The 15242-nt window shown below is 64.8% G+C and carries 13 protein-coding genes; 11 read left to right on the forward strand and 2 right to left on the reverse strand.

Annotation, left to right across the window (positions count from 1 at the left end):
• Window positions 1-31 precede the first annotated feature (31 nt).
• Entirely contained in the window at window positions 32-841 is an 810-nt protein-coding gene (locus tag MRY80_RS12620) for a DNA-binding transcriptional regulator (RefSeq protein WP_293291375.1), read from the forward strand.
• Here the strand turns inward: MRY80_RS12620 and MRY80_RS12625 are convergent.
• Window positions 838-1752 carry a LysR family transcriptional regulator gene (locus MRY80_RS12625; RefSeq protein WP_293291376.1) on the reverse strand — a complete coding sequence of 305 codons (915 nt, stop codon included), beginning with the start codon at window positions 1750-1752 and terminating at the stop codon, window positions 838-840. The genes MRY80_RS12620 and MRY80_RS12625 overlap by 4 nt on opposite strands.
• A gap of 115 nt (window positions 1753-1867) precedes the next feature.
• Between MRY80_RS12625 and MRY80_RS12630 the strand changes: the two genes are divergently transcribed.
• Window positions 1868-3241: an aminomethyl transferase family protein gene (locus MRY80_RS12630; RefSeq protein ID WP_293291377.1), complete on the forward strand. Its 1374-nt coding sequence runs from the start codon at window positions 1868-1870 to the stop codon at window positions 3239-3241.
• Window positions 3242-3387: 146 nt separating this feature from the next.
• On the opposite strand, the gene MRY80_RS12635 is transcribed toward MRY80_RS12630, so the two are convergent.
• Complete coding sequence (locus MRY80_RS12635) at window positions 3388-4164, reverse strand: IclR family transcriptional regulator (RefSeq protein ID WP_293291378.1); 777 nt, start codon at window positions 4162-4164, stop codon at window positions 3388-3390.
• 198 nt (window positions 4165-4362) lie between these two features.
• Between MRY80_RS12635 and MRY80_RS12640 the strand changes: the two genes are divergently transcribed.
• The 9 genes from MRY80_RS12640 (at window position 4363) to MRY80_RS12680 (ending at window position 15196) form a co-directional block, all read left to right on the forward strand.
• The gene (locus MRY80_RS12640; RefSeq protein WP_293291379.1) at window positions 4363-4746 is read left to right on the forward strand and encodes a hypothetical protein; all 384 of its coding nucleotides are present in this window, start codon (window positions 4363-4365) and stop codon (window positions 4744-4746) included.
• A gap of 59 nt (window positions 4747-4805) precedes the next feature.
• Entirely contained in the window at window positions 4806-5654 is an 849-nt protein-coding gene (locus tag MRY80_RS12645) for an alpha/beta hydrolase (protein ID WP_293291380.1), read from the forward strand.
• Window positions 5655-5873: 219 nt separating this feature from the next.
• Entirely contained in the window at window positions 5874-6644 is a 771-nt protein-coding gene (gene attM / locus MRY80_RS12650) for an N-acyl homoserine lactonase AttM (protein ID WP_293291416.1), read from the forward strand.
• 129 nt (window positions 6645-6773) lie between these two features.
• On the forward strand, window positions 6774-7943 hold the full coding sequence (locus MRY80_RS12655; protein WP_293291381.1) for an ABC transporter substrate-binding protein: 1170 nt from the start codon (window positions 6774-6776) through the stop codon (window positions 7941-7943).
• 73 nt (window positions 7944-8016) lie between these two features.
• Window positions 8017-9885: a sugar ABC transporter ATP-binding protein gene (locus MRY80_RS12660; protein ID WP_293291382.1), complete on the forward strand. Its 1869-nt coding sequence runs from the start codon at window positions 8017-8019 to the stop codon at window positions 9883-9885.
• Window positions 9882-11300: an ABC transporter permease gene (locus MRY80_RS12665; RefSeq protein WP_293291383.1), complete on the forward strand. Its 1419-nt coding sequence runs from the start codon at window positions 9882-9884 to the stop codon at window positions 11298-11300. Before MRY80_RS12660 ends, MRY80_RS12665 begins: the two co-directional genes overlap by 4 nt.
• A complete protein-coding gene (locus MRY80_RS12670; RefSeq protein ID WP_293291384.1) occupies window positions 11297-12670 on the forward strand; it encodes an ABC transporter permease in 1374 nt (457 codons plus the stop codon). The genes MRY80_RS12665 and MRY80_RS12670 overlap by 4 nt, the downstream gene beginning before the upstream one ends.
• Before the next feature lie 48 nt (window positions 12671-12718).
• Window positions 12719-13420 carry a bacteriorhodopsin gene (locus tag MRY80_RS12675; RefSeq protein ID WP_293291385.1) on the forward strand — a complete coding sequence of 234 codons (702 nt, stop codon included), beginning with the start codon at window positions 12719-12721 and terminating at the stop codon, window positions 13418-13420.
• Between the two features lie 57 nt (window positions 13421-13477).
• Window positions 13478-15196: a flotillin domain-containing protein gene (locus MRY80_RS12680; RefSeq protein WP_293291386.1), complete on the forward strand. Its 1719-nt coding sequence runs from the start codon at window positions 13478-13480 to the stop codon at window positions 15194-15196.
• Window positions 15197-15242: the final 46 nt, after the last annotated feature.

A 15242-nucleotide genomic window follows, 5' to 3' on the forward strand; every position in this document is an offset into this window, starting at 1 on the left:
GTGAAATTTCTGCCATCGCCCGAGGAACCGGATGACCGACGCGCCCGACTCGTTGCTGCCTGACGACATCGCCACCGAGCCCGAGGCGGAAACGGGCTCCTATGCTCCGATCAAGTCGGTCGAGAAGACCCTGCTCGTTCTGGAAGAGCTGAACCGCCATCCGGTGCGGCGCGTATCCGACATCCATGCGGCGACGGGCATTCCGATGCCCACCCTGGTCCGCATTCTCGAGACGCTGGCTGGCGCGGGATACGTCCAGAAGATTTCGCGCTGGGCGGGCTACTGCCTGACGCACAAGGTGCTGTCGCTGTCGTCCGGTTTTCACGGGCTGCCCGAGGTGTTCAGGCCGGCGCGCGAAGCCGCGGACAGTCTGACGCGCACGCTGAAATGGCCGTCGGCCATATGCAGCTTCGACGTCGACGCGATGGTGGTCCGCTATTCCACCATTCCGGCCAGCCCGCTTTCGCACAAGCATTCCACCATCAATCGGCGTCTCGATCTGCTGACCCGGGCGCACGGGCGCGCCTGGCTCGCCTTTTGCGAAGAGGCGGAGCGGATGCGGGTCTGGGACATGCTCGCCCGGTCAGGGCGTCATGCGGGACAGGTCGATGAGCTGCGCGGCGCGATGGAGCCGATCCTGGACGACGTCCGGCGCAAGGGATTTGCGGCGCGCGACCGGCAGACCGAGCCCGAGACGCACACGCTGGCAGCGCCCATCATCCTCGGCGGCGTGCTGATCGGCACTTTGGGCATGACCTACTTTTCCCGCTCGGTGCGCAGCTCGGCGGACATCGCCGAGCACTTGCTGTCGGCCAGCCGGCAACTGTCGAATTCGACCTAGGCTGCGGTCGTGCTTGTCGCGCTTGCGAGATAGTCCATGAGCGCGCGATGGCGCGCGGTGACCGGCGCGCCGGCCGGGCGCGCAAGGCCGAGGGACGTCAGCGGAATCCTGTCGTCGATTTCCAGGACGACGAGGGGCTTGCCGTCATAGGTCATCGGCGACAGCGGGCGCTGGAAGAGGACGCCGTAGCCCAGTCCCCGCGCCACGAGGCAGCGCACGAGCTCGAAATTCGTCGTGGTGTGGCCGATGAGCGGCTTCAGCTTGAGCGCGTTGAAGATGTGCTCGGTATTGGGCCGCGACGGATCCACGTCGAGCAGGATCATCGGCTCCGACACCAGTTCGCCGAGATGGACGCTTTTGCGGCCGGCGAGCGGGTGGTCGGGTGCGACCATCACATAGGGCCGCACCTCCGTCAGCGGGTCGAAAGCGAGCTGAGGCGGCACGTCGGTGTCGTAGAGAAGCGCGGCGTCGATCCGGCCCTGCAGCAGCATTTCCGCAAGCTCGGGCGCCGCGGCTTCGGTCAGGTCGAGCTCGAGTTCCGGATGCCTGCGCTGGAACACTTCCATGATCCCCGGCAGCAGGAAGGGCGTCAGCGTCGAGAAGCAGCCGATAGCGAAGCGGCCGCTCAGGCTGGACGACGCCTGCCAGGCGTTCTCGGCGAGCGATTCGGCGCCCTGCAGCACCAGCCTCGCATGGGACAGGAGGCGCGCGCCCGCCGGCGTCAGCATGACGCCCTTGCCCTTGCGGCGCACGAAGAGTTGCAGCCGCAGATGCTGTTCCAGTTCATCGACCGCCAGCGCCAGCGCCGACGCGCTGACCAGGCACCGTTGCGCGGCCGCGGCAAGCGAGCCTTCGCTGGCGATCGCGTTGAAATATTCCAGCTGCCTGATCGTGAAGGGGATCGAAGCCATCCACAGAAATCCTTGGGTGTTTCATCTTAAAAACATGTTTTACAAACTTGATGCGGGGGTCAAGACTGCCGCCCGACCAATCGGTCTCAGGCCAATGCAAGGGGAGGAACCAGTCTTGGCAAGAAATCTCGAAGAAGCGATCAAGGAAGCCGGCAGCCCGGTCAAACTGTTGTGGGAGTCGACGACGCCGCCGTCGGTGGTGCCGCGCGTCGTGCAGGAATTCACCAACTGGCGCGACGAACAGCTCGCCTGGCGGCGCACGGCCGTTCTCTACGACCAGTGCCACCACATGGCCGACCTCAACATCAAGGGGCCGGACGCGCTGAAGCTGATCAGCGACCTGGCTGTCAATTCGGTCGAGAAATTCCCGGTCGACATGGCCAAGCAGTTCGTCGCGGTGAACCATGACGGCTACGTCATCGGCGACAACATCCTGTTCCATCTCGAGGAAGACGAGTTCCAGGCGGTCGGCATTCCGCCGTCCATCAACTGGATGCACTACCATGCGGTGACCGGTGGCTATGACGTGCGCATCTGGCGTGACGACAACTCCGCGGTGCGCAAGGGCGATCCGGTCAACTACCGCTACCAGATCCAGGGTCCGGGCGCGATGGACGTCATCCGCGACGCGACCGGCGAGGAGCCGCCGAAGCTCAAGTTCTTCTACATGACCCGCTTCACGATCGCCGGCAAAACCGTTCGCGCCCTGCGCCACGGCATGGCGGGCGAGCCCGGTTTCGAGATCTGGGGCCCGTGGGAGGACAAGGACGCCGTTCACGCCGCGATCCTGGAAGCCGGCAAGAAGCATGGCCTGACCCAGGTCGGCGGCCGGGCGTATCACACCAATGCGCTCGAATCCGGTTGGCTGCCGCGTCCGCTGCCCGCGATCTACACCGACGAGCGGCTCGCCGACTATCGCCGCTGGCTCGACGAGAACGCCTACGAGACGATCTCGCCGCTCGGTGGCAGCTTCCATTCGGAGAACATCGAGGACTACTACTTCACGCCTTACGACCTCGATTACGGCCGCATCGTCGCCTTCGACCACGACTTCATCGGCCGCGAGGCGCTGGAGAAAATGGTGGCCGACGGCAAGACCGGCGAGCGCAAGAAGGTGACGTTCGTCTGGAACGGCGACGACACGGCGGCGGCCTACGGCTCCATGTTCCACCAGGGTCCGGGCGCAAAGTTCATCAACCTGCCGATGTCGCTCTACGACACGTTCCATGCCGATCGCATCGAGATCGACGGGAAGGTCGTGGGCCTGTCGACCTGGTGCGGCTATTCGGCCAACGAGCGGGCGATGCTCTCGCTCGGCGTGATCGACGCCGCCTTCGCGGAGCCCGGCACCGAGGTGACCCTGGTCTGGGGCGAAGACACGCCGTCTGCCAAGGTGCAGGTCGAAGACCACGTCCAGGTCAAGATCCGCGCCACCGTGCAGGCCGCGCCGCTGGTCGAAAAGGCGAGAACCAGCTACCGCGCCAACTGACGGCCCGGCCGATCAGAAACGACAAGAACGGCAGTCCCGCACAGGGGCTGCCGATTCTGCGGGACGACAATGTCCGGCCCGACCATTTGATGTCCTGACGCTTTCTGTCGCCGGGTCCAAGAGCCCCGCCGTGCTGCAATCATGCCTCAGCCGAGATCGGCGCCCATTCGGGTTGAGAGGGTGGAGGCGATCCGGCGAACGTTGGCGATGATCTTCTCGCGCTCCGCTTCGCTGATGTCCTCGGCCAACAGGCTGACGGCGACCCCCGCGATCGGCGTGTTGCGCGAATCGAGGACCGACGCGCCGAAGCATACGATTCCCTCCGCAACCTGTTGATTGTCCACCGAATAGTGGTTCTTGCGCGTCTGCTCCAGCTCGCCGAGCAGATGCTCCATCGACTGGACGCTGTGCGGCGTGCGCGGCGTCGGCAGGCCGTCGCCGTAGAGCCGTTTGACCTCGAAATCGCTCATGTGGCTGAGGAAGGACTTTCCGGTGGCCGTGAAGGCGGCCGGCAGGCGCATCCCGGCGCGGAAATCGATCAGCGAATGGCTGACGTCGGAGTTGCGCGCGGCGATGTAGACGACCTCGTTGCCCTCCAGCACGGACAGGGTGATCGTGGCACCCGGCATCTCCGTTTCCTTGTCCCAGATCGACGCGAATTCCGTCGCCACGTCAGACTGTTGGGTAAAGGCGTTCGACCAGCGCATGAGGTGCGGGCCGAGCTGGTAGGTCTGGTCGGGTCGCCGGATCAGGAGGTTCAGTTCCACCAGTGTGCGGCACAGCGTGTGAACGCTGCTCTTGGCGATGTCGAGCTCGCGCGCGAGCTCCGACAGGCTTGGGTGACTGCGCCTGCGCGCGACGACGTCGAGGATGCGGGTCGCCCTCTCAACGGCTGGAACTAGCTTGATTTCTTCTTGCGTCATGGTGGCCCCGGAAATGCGCGGTCATCGCCAGATGCAGCTTGACACTCTCGCCAAAACTTGACTAATGTTCTGTCTATTGAATTGTGTTCAATATACTGAACAGATGGCATATCCGTGAATGCTTTTCAAGGGTTTGTCCGTCTGCTGCCAAAAATTTCAACATGACCAGTGTGACTTTCAGGGAGGAGGCGCATGGTAATGAGCGTGAGGGACTGGGCCGTCAGGTTCAGCGAAGCCTCCGACCGCGATCCGACGATCGGCGCGATGGCTCGATATTTCACCTGTACCTATCTCTGGGACATGGGCGCCGCCAAGGTCATCGTGCGGATGGTCGATGGCAAGGTTCACGAGGTCAACATCGATCCGGCCCCGATGGATTCCTACGATTTCGCGCTGCGGGCGAGCCCCGAGACATGGCGCGAATTCGCCCGGCCGATCCCCGATCCGATGTATCACGGCATTTGGTCCGCCAGTTTCCGGCGTGACTTGAAGCTCGAGGGCAACATCCTCGTGCTGATGCAGAATCTGCGCAACTTCACCGTCCAGTTCGAGCTGCTTCGCAAGGTCGGCGTGCCGGTCTGATCCGGCGATTGCCCGCGCGCGCCGCCGCGCGCGCCCAACGAAACGTCACGGAGTTCCCAATGGCAAAGCATTCGCCGGTAATCGGGCGCTATGTCACCATCGAAGTGGATGGTTACGAGTACAAGGTCTTCTACTTGCGCAACGGCGAGGGCATTCCGCTCGTCTGCCAGCACACCGCCGGATGTCACAACCACCAGTGGCGCGACCTGCTGGAGGATCCGGACATCACGCAGGACTACGACGTGATCGCCTACGATCTCGCGCGCCACGGCAAGTCCGATCCGCCGCTCAACAAGGAGTGGTGGAAAGAGGAATACCGCCTGACGGCAGAGCACTACATGAACTTCATCGTGGCGTTCTGCGACGCGCTCGAGCTGGACGATCCGATCTTCATGGGCTCCTCCTTCGGCGGCAATGTCGCGCTGCAGCTGGCGCTGCACTATCCGGACCGCTTCCGGGCCGTCATTCCGGTCGAGGCGGCAGAGCACGCGCCCGGCTTCTTCCTCGACTGGTGGCGTCATCCCCATGCCAACGCCGCGCAGGTCTGCGCCTCCGGCGTCTGGGACCTGATGGCGCCGCAGAGCCCGGACAAGGACCGCTGGCTGACCTGGCATTACTACACCCAGGGATCGGAGGTCTTCAAAGGCGACCTCTATTTCTACTCCGTCGATCACGACCTGCGCGGGAAGCTGGGCTCCATCGACACCGGCCGCTGCCCGGTGATCATGATGACGGGCACCTATGACTACCTGACGCCGCCGGAGGCGACCGAGGCCACCGCCCGGCAGATCCCGGGCGGCATCTATATCGAGATGGAGGACATCGGCCACTTCCCGATGTCGGAGAACTATCCGCTCTTCGCCGTCTACCTGAAGGAAGCCTTGCGCCTCGTCGAGGAGCGGGCCTGACGTCGCCCGCCTGGGCCATTCTCCACACCACGCACCGCCGGGGAAACATTCATGAAGATCATCGAATTTGACGACAACGGGCGACGGGTCGAGAGTGATTCCTCTTCGTTGCGTTCCGATGTCGGACCGAGCAGCCTCGCGCCGCGTCCGCAGTTCAAGTCCGCGGTGGCGGAGACGCCGCGCCGCAAGCGTGGCAACTCGTCGGGCATCGAACTGCACATGTTCCAGACGGGCACGCTCAGGACGAAGCTCAAATACATCAAGATGAACCAGGGCGAGACGGATTTTGAGATCCCCGTGCCCTGGTTCCTGATCAAGCATCCGGCCGGCAATGTCGTCATCGACGGCGGCAACGCCGTGGAGACGGCGATCGACAAGCGCGGCCATTGGGGCGCGGCGGTCGACGCCTACGACCCGATCATGGACGTGTCGGAGAACTGCGTCGATCAGCTGAAATCCGTCGGCGTCGATCCGCATTCGGTGCGTTACGTGCTGCAGTCGCACCTGCATCTCGACCACACCGGCGCGATCGGCCATTTCCCCAAGGCGCAGATCTTCTGCCAGCGGGTGGAATACGAATACGCCTTCAAGCCGCACTGGTTCTCGAACGCTGCCTATATCCGCGCGGATTTCGACCGCCCGGGCCTGAACTGGAAGTTCCTCGGCGGCGAATTCACCGACAATTACGACCTGTTCGGCGACGGCACGATCCGGATGATCTTCACGCCCGGCCACGCGCCCGGCCACCAGTCCTTCCTGATCACCCTGCCGCGCACCGGGCCGGTCCTTCTGACGATCGACGCCGCCTACACGCTCGACCATTGGGAGAACAAGGCCCTGCCGGGGCTGGTGGTGTCGTCCGCCGACGCCGCGGATTCGGTGGCCAAGCTGCGCCGCATCGCCAGCGACACGAATGCCATGGTGGTGACCGGACACGATCCCGACACCTGGCGGTCGTTCCTCAAGGCGCCGAACGATTTCTACGATTGAGGCCGTCGCCCGCGCGGCGCGGCGCATCTTGAAGGGAGGAGGAACGGACAGGTGAGGGCGAGGCCCTACGACATCCCCCGGGACATGCGGTTCGCAGGCGGGAAAATTCACTGAAACGGAGGAGAAGCAATGAATCTTCTTAAGCAAATGACGTTGGCTGCCGGTGCGCTCGCCGTCAGTCTCATCGCCGCCCAGGCCGAAGGCGTGGACGAGATCAACCCGGACGTCGCCGAGCGGCTCTACAACCCGGAAATGCTCGATCCGATGCAGCCCGTCGGCGCGAGCCCGCTGCGCGAGTTCAAGGCGAAGAACCCGCCGCCGTGGAAGATCGGCTACGCGTCGTCCTATGCCGGCAACACCTGGCGCGCCAACGCCATGGAAGCCCTGCAGAAGGACATCATCCCCAAGTGGAAGGAAATGGGTCTGATCAGCGAGGTCGTCATCACGCAGTCGAACCTCAACGATTCCACCCAGATCCAGCAGATGCGCCAGCTCGTCGACCAGGGCGTCGACGCGATCTTCGTGTGCTGCTCCAACCCGACCGCGCTGAACCAGACGGTCCAGTACGCCTACGACAAGGGCGTTCCGACGTTCTCGTTCACGGGCTACCTGACCGCGCCGACCTCGGTGAACTCGTCGGTCAACTACCAGGTCGCCGGTTTCGAGATCGGCAAGCGCATGGCCGAGGAACTGGGCGGCGAGGGCAACGTGCTCGTCGTCGAGGGCATTCCCGGCACTTCCGGTTCCGACAGCCAGGACCGTGGCGTGAAGGCCGGTCTCGCGACCGCGCCGGGCATCAAGATCGTCGGCTCGATCGCCGGCATGTGGACCGACCAGGTCGCCCAGGGCGAAGTGCAGAAATGGCTCGCCACCCATCCGGGCAAGCTTGACGGCATCGTCGTCCAGTCGGCCGCCGAAATGGGTGTTCTGCGCGCGCTCAAGCAGTCCGGCCGCCAGGGCGTCAAGGTCGCCGTCGGCGGCGAGCTCGGCGCGCTGTGCACGTGGCGCAAGGATCCGAGCCTGATCGACGTCGCCGTCCAGACCTGGCCGCCGGCGGACGACATCGGCCTGATTTGGGACATCATGATGCGCACCCTGCAGGGCCAGGGCCCGAAGGTTCAGTCCGTGCTCGTCGATCCGGTGGTCATCACGCATGAAGACGTGATGAAGCTCCTGCCGGAAGATTGCGACGAGAACGCGCAGAACTGGTTCAACGTCGGCAAGGACAGCTGGGGCTCCAAGGACTATCTCGACCAGTTCTTCGTGAACCCGGCCGACCCGACCCAGTACAAGCCCTGATCGCAGCTTGAAACACGGACCGTCGCCGGCGCGGCGGCGGTCCATCCGAACCCCGTCAGGATTGTTTCGTTCGATGTCGACCCGACCCGCAGAAAAATCACAGAGCGCCCATGGTCGCGAGACCATCATCGTGCGCAACGTGAAGAAGTATTTCGGGCCGACCCGGGCGCTGGACGGGGTGAACTTTTCCGCCCGCGCCGGAGAAATCCACGCCGTCGTCGGCGGCAATGGCTGCGGCAAGAGCACCATGGCCAAGGTGGTGTCGGGCATTCTGCCGATCGACAGCGGATCGGTATCGATCCTCGGCGAGACGCCGTCGACGCCTGCGGAGAGCAAGGCGACCGGCATCTCCACCGTCTACCAGGAAGTCCTCGTTGCCGACGAGAGCACCGTCGTCGACAACATCTTCATGGGCTCCGACGCCCTGTTTTCCAAGACGCTGTCGCATGACAAGAAGGTCGCGCGCGCAGCGGAACTCATGCACGATCTCGCCGGCGAGCCGGTCGATCCCTTCGCCATCGTCGGCACACTGCCGCTCGGGCTGAAGCAGTGGATCACCATCGCCCGCGCGCTGGTCAACGATCCGAAGATCCTGATCCTCGACGAGAGCTCGGCCGCGCTCGATTTCGACAGCACCGAGCGTCTCTTCGCCAAGATGCGCAGCCTGCGCGACCGGGGTGCCACGATCCTGATCGTCACCCACCGGATCGCCGAACTCATCCGCATCTCCGACCGGGCCACCGTGCTGCGCGACGGACGCGACGTTGGCGTGCTGGAGAAGCAGGAGATCACCGAAAAGAACCTGCTGGCGCTGATGACCGGCGACGAGGACGCGGGCAACGCCCATGCGCACGAAGCGCCGCAGCCGCGCGACGACGCGCTGGCCATGGTCGCCTCCGCGATCTCGGTCTGGAGCGACGACGACACCTTCGATTTCGATTTGCGCCGCGGCGAGATCGTCGGCATTGCGGGCCTCGACGGCCAGGGGCAGGACGCCTTCGTGCGCGCCATGGCGGGCATCGAGCCGGTGCGCCGGGGCAGCGTCCAGGTTTCCGACCGGCATGGCGAATTCCATCCCGTGCGCAACCTGTCCGAGGCCGTCGCGGGCAAGATCGCCTATGTCTCCGGCGACCGGAAGCGCGAGGGCATCTTCGCCTCGCTCTCGATCTTCGAGAACATGGTCATGCCGCTCTACCGCGACAAGAAACGCGGCGGCATCCTGGGCATCATCGACTGGGACACGCTCGGCACCATCTTCAAGCGCGAGGCCGACAACCTGCTGATCAAGTTCGGCATGCGCGACGACCGCATCACCTCGCTGTCCGGCGGCAACCAGCAGAAGGTTCTCATCGGCCGCGGCTTCGCCATGCGGCCGGACGTCATCGTGCTCAACGATCCCGCGCGCGGCATCGATGTCGGCGCCAAGACGGAACTCTACAAGCACCTGCGGCGCTTCGCCGAAGAGGGCAAGTCGGTCATCTACATGTCCTCCGAACTCGAGGAGTTCATGGGTTTCGCGACCCGGGTGATCGTGTTTCGAAACGGCAGGCCGTTCGACGCCTTCGACGGCCGGGCCCTCGATCCGAAGAAGGTGCTGGAGGCGATGTTCGGTCAGACGGACGGTCGCGGGCTGGACGCGCCCTGGGGGCTGAAGCCGGCATGGGATGACGAAACGGTTCCTCATGGCACCGGTGCCGCGCCCGCATCGTCGGCGGCAAGCAGCGACGGCGTGCGGGTGAAGGTCGAGGTTCCCGCCAGCATTCGCAGAGAGATGGAACAGCGCCGCAACGCGCCCGCCGAACATCCGGTGTCTGCCGCGCCTGCGCGCCAGCCGGACGACAGGGTCCGCGCCGCCCGTCCGCACAAGCCCGCGCCGCCGAAATCCATCCGCATCGTCGAATTCGACGCCGACAGCGGCGAAGCCAGGAATATCGGCCGATGAGCGACGTTGCCACCACAGAGCCGCGCGTTCAGGCCGAGCCGTCCCAGGGCGGTCGCGCCAATCCGTTCCTTCTGGTTCCGATCACGCTGTTCTTCCTGTTGCTCGGGTTGGCCGTGCTGCGTTCGCCGAGCCTGATGACGAGCTTCGGCATCGGCAGCGCGGTCATCGTCGCCACGCCGCTGATCCTCGCCACCTACGCGCTGATGGCTTCTGTGATTTCGGGACGCGGCACGGTGGACCTGTCGATCGGCCCGCTGATCGGCTTCGTCAACGTGACGCTGATCCAGCTCTATGGCGCGGGCGTCCTGCAGAACCCGATCTCCATCTTCCTCTATGCGATCGTCATCGGCGGGCTCTACCAGTTCATCTTCGCGCTGATCGTCATCTATGTGCGCGTGCAGCCGATCATCGTGTCGCTGTCCGGCTATCTCGCGCTTTCGGGCATAAATCTCGTCATCCTGCCGAGACCCGGAGGTGTCGCGCCGCAATTCATGGCCGACTGGGGCCTCGGCACGTCCATCTTCTCGCCGGTGTTCGTGATCCTCGTGCTGGCGACCATCGCCTGGCTGCTGTTCACGCGGACCGCCTTCTACACGCATCTGCGCCTGATGGGCTCCGACGAGCGCGCGGCCTATACGAGCGGCGTGCCGATCTATGTGGTGCGCATCGGCGCGCATGTGATCTCCGGCGGGTTCGCCGGCCTCGCGGCGATCGCGTTCACCGCGCTGATCTCGTCCGGCGATCCCTCCCAAGGCACGACCTACACGCTGATTGCCGTCACCGCGCTTGTGCTCGGCGGCGCGTCGCTGGCGGGAGGCCGCGCCAGCGTGTTCGGCTCGTTCCTGGGGGCGGTGAACCTCTATCTGATCACCTTCGTGCTCGCGACGTTCAATTTCGGCGCGGTCCAGAGCTTCGTGACCAATCTCGCCTATGGCTCGATCCTGGTCGCGTCCCTGCTGCTGACGCTGATCATCCCCTTCATCCAGCGCCACATCCACAATTTCTCGCCGGTGCTCTACTTCGTCGTCCTGGGCGTGGTTGCGCTGGGCGTGATCCTGCACGCGACGAATGACTACGATCCCCGGGCGCGGTCGCAGCCGGTCGAGGAGGTGGTGGCTGTCGCGCCGCTCGAGCCGATCGCGCCGGAACGCCTCTATGTCGGCCCGCTGGAGGTGGCGCAGCCCACCGCGACGGACGCGGTGCTGCGCGCCGAGGCGGCGCCGCTGATCCTGTCGGCCCTGCTGCTCATCGTCATCGCGGTGTTCGTGCGCCTTGCCGTCAGCCAGTCCGACCGCAAGACGATCGCCCCGGCGGTGGCCGTGGTCCTGGCGGCGCTGGTGCTGTTCGGCGCGTATCTGATGCGCGGTGACGGGTCGCCGGCGCCTGCGGCCGGACAGACGGAGGAAACCCGATGAGCGCGACCTCCACCCTGCCGAAGCTCGGCCTTCCGGCGACGATCATCGGCCTGATCGCGGGCATCATCCTGACGGCGATCGGCGTGGTGTTCGGTTTCCTGCAGGGGCTTTCCGTCCAGTTCATCATCCTGTCGGCGATCGCCACCCTCGCGGCCTTCGTGTGGGCATGGCGCTTCGTCATCGGCCAGTTCGTCTCCGACACTCCGCCGCCCGCGGAAGGCGAGATCAGCGAGGCGCGGCGCGTCTGGCTGAAGTTCCGCCCCGCGATCTACGGCCTGATCGTGATCCTCGGGCTGTTCCTGATCCTGTCGCTGACGATCGAGGGCTTCTTCAACGTCTGGAACGTCGTTTCGCTGCTGATCATCCTGACGATCATCGTGCTCACACGCACGCTTGGTCGGCATTTCCAGGAGAACCGTTCCGCCTTCATCGGCGTCATGGTGCTGTCCGGCCTGTTCTCGATCGGGTCGATGAACATCGACGGGTTCGCGTCGGCCAACAACATTAAGTCGATGCTCCTGTTCGCCTCCTTCCTCGGCATCGCCTCGGTCGGTCAGACGCTCGTGGCGCTTTTGGGCGGGCTCGACCTGTCGATCCCCTTCATCATCGGCGCGGCCAATGTCGGCCTTCTCTACCTGATCGGGCTCGGCGTCCCGCCATGGCTTGCCGCGATCATCGTGCTGGTGATCGGCGCGATCCTCGGCGTCATCAACGGGCTGTTGAGCTACCGCTTGCAAGGCCAGGCGCTGATCGTCACGCTCGGAACCGGTTTCGCGATCTCCGGCGGCGTGCAGATTGTCACCTCGATCGGAACGGCCTATGGCGGCAACGTCTTCGGCACCGTTCCGGCGTGGTTGTCCAACCTGGCCGCGATGAACGGCTCGACCTTCGGGCTTCCGGTTCCGCCGGTGATCGCCATCTGGCTGCTGATCGCCATCATCCTGATCGCCGGCATGCGGCTGACATCCTATGGCCGCTATCTCTACGCGCTCGGCGTCAACCGCACCTCGGCGGATCGCGTGATGGTGTCGGAACTCGGCTACTGGGTCTCGATGTACGCGGTCTCCGGCTTCTTCGCGGCGCTGACCGGCGGGCTTCTTCTCGGCTGGTCCGGCGGCGGCTTCATCGGGGTCGGCGACCAGTATCTGTTCCTCACGCTGGCGGCCGTCGTCGTCGGCGGCACTTCGCTGCTCGGCGGACAGGGCGGCTACGGCTTCACCGTGATCGGCGTGCTGGTTCTGCAGGTCCTGTCCTCGTTCCTGATCGGCATCGGGCTCGATTTCGAATGGCAGCAATTCATCTTCGGACTCCTGATCCTGCCCATGGTGGCGCTCTATGCGCGCTCGCCGCACATCAGGACGCAAATCTAGAGAGGCTTCACATGAACAAGTTCGAATTGCTCAATGGGAGGGCGTGAAATGGCGGTGTTCGAAACGGCGGACCTGACCGCGGCGAGCTATTCGACGGCGGTCTTCGGACTGGTCGCCACGAGCGTGTTGCTGCTGCTGGCGACCGGATGGGTCGGACGGGCCTGGAAGCTGCCGGTGGCGCTGTGCGCGCTGGCGGCGCTGGTCGGCGTGGGCGCGGTCTTTGAGGCCCGCGAAGCCTGGGCGGCGAGCCAGAGCGTTCCGGTCGTCTATCACTATGTCGGCTGGGCGATCTCCATGCCGCTTCAGGTGCTGGCGCTGTTCTTCCTGGCGGCGCGCTGCGGCAAGCTCGGGATCGGGCTGTTCTGGCGGCTCGTCATCGTCTCCGTCCTGATGGTCTTCGTGCGCTATCTCGGCGAGGCCGGCTTCATGCACGCCACGCTCGCCTTCCTGATCGGGCTGGTGTTCTGGCTCTACATTCTGGGCGAACTGTTCTTCGGCCGCATGGACGAGATCATCCGCGGCTCGCAGCGCGAGGCCGTGTCGCGCGGATATTTCTGGCTGCGCCTGATCGTCACCGTCGGCTGGGCGATCTATCCGCTCGGCAACTTCATCACTTCCTTCGGCGGTTACGTCGACGATGGCGCATTGTCCGTCGCCTACAACCTCGCCGATTTTCTCAACCGCATGGCGTTCGGCATCGCCGTTTTGGCCACGGCCATGCTCGACGGCGAGGAGGAAGCCCATGGCTGACCCGCGCCGCAGCTCGCCGATCCGGTTCAACGCATTCATTTGTGAAGGGACATTCCAATGAAGGGTGCAGATTTCATCGCAATCATAATCCTGGCGGCGATCGTCATCGCGGTCTGCGCCTATCTCCTGCACTGGCTGTATCGCCGTTCGACCAAGGACATCTCCTTCGTGCGGACCGGTTTCGGGGGCGAGAAAGTCGTCATGGGCGGCGGCGCCTTCGTGCTGCCGATCCTGCATGACATCACCGAAGTGAACATGAACACGCTGCGCCTGGAAATCACCCGGGCGCGCGAGAAGTCCCTGATCACCAAGGACCGGATGCGCGTCGAGCTGACGGTGGAATTCTATGTCCGCGTGCAGCCCGAGGACGAGGCGGTGGCCACCGCGGCGCGATCGCTGGGCAACCGCACCATGCATGCCGAGCAGCTCAAGGATCTCATCCAGGGCCGCTTCGTCGACGCGATGGGCGGCGCGGCTGCCGCGATGACGCTGGAGCACATCCACGAAAAGCGCCAGGACTTCGTCAAGGAAGTGCGCAAGGAAGTGGCGGAAAGCCTCGCGCTCGACGGTCTGGAACTGGAATCCGTGTCGCTGACCTCGCTCGACCAGACCGACATTTCGCTGTTCGATCCGTCCAACACCTTCGACGCCGAGGGTCTGACGATCCTCACCGAGCAGATCGAAAGCCGCAAGAAGAAGCGCAACGACATCGAGAAGGACACGATGATCGCCATGCGCGCCAAGAACCTCGAGGCGGAGAAGCGGTCGCTGGAGATCGAGCGCGACACCGAATATGCGCGCCTGGCGCATGACGCCGAGGTCTCGGTCCAGCGCGCCCAGCGCAAGGCGGAAATCTCCAACGAGAACGCCGCTCGCGAGCGTGAGATGGAGACGATGAAGCTCAAGGAACGCGAGGCCGTCGAGCGCGCCCGCATCGAGATGGAGCAGGAGGTCGAGCGCATCGACATCAAGCGCAAGGAAGCGCTGCAGATCGAGGAACAGGCGCGCGAGATCGCTATCTCGATGAAGTCCAAGGAGCGCTCGGAAGCCCAGGCGCTCGCCGAGGAGGCCCGCGCCAAGATGATCGAGGCGCAGGAACGCGTGCAGACCATCCGCGACACCGAGATCGCGACGCGCCAGAAGGCCATCGAACTGCTCGAGGCGCAGAAGGTGGCGGACGCCGAGGCGGCGCGGCTGCGCATCCTCGCCGAGGCGGAGAAGGCGGCGGCCAGCGACCGTGCCGAAGCCGACCGGATCGCCGTCGCCGCGCTCGCGGAGCGCTACAAGGTGGAAGCCGACGGCAAGCAGAAACTCAACGAGGCCGAGAACATCCGTTCGGATGCCAGCCGGCGCAGCGGCCTGCACAAGGCGCTGGTCGAGAACCTGCCGGCGATCATCCGCGAAAGCGTCAAGCCGATGGAGAAGATCGAGGGCATCAAGATCCTGCATGTCGACGGCATGCCGGGCTTCTCCGGCACCGGCGCGGCGGGTTCCGGCGGCGGAGGCGGTGCGGGCGGCGCAGATGGCGACGGAACCGGCCCGAAGGACGGCAACCTGGCCGACCAGGTCGTCTCCTCGGCGCTGCGCTACCGGTCGCAGGCGCCCTTCGTCGATCAGTTGCTCAACGAGATCGGGCTGAGCGCGGACAATGTCCACCGCACGCATACGCTCCAGGACCTGTCGAAGGTCGTCTATTCGGAGCCGAACGCCGCCGACAGCGGGAGCAGTCGCGCCAAGCCCAAGGCGAAGACGCCGGGCAAGGCGACCGAGAGCTGACAGGCCAACGCGGCGGCGCCTGTCCGTGCCGCCGCTTCCAACCGGA

Origin of the sequence: Oricola sp. (genome assembly GCF_022763245.1) — a bacterium.
Taxonomy (GTDB): Bacteria; Pseudomonadota; Alphaproteobacteria; order Rhizobiales; family Rhizobiaceae; genus Oricola.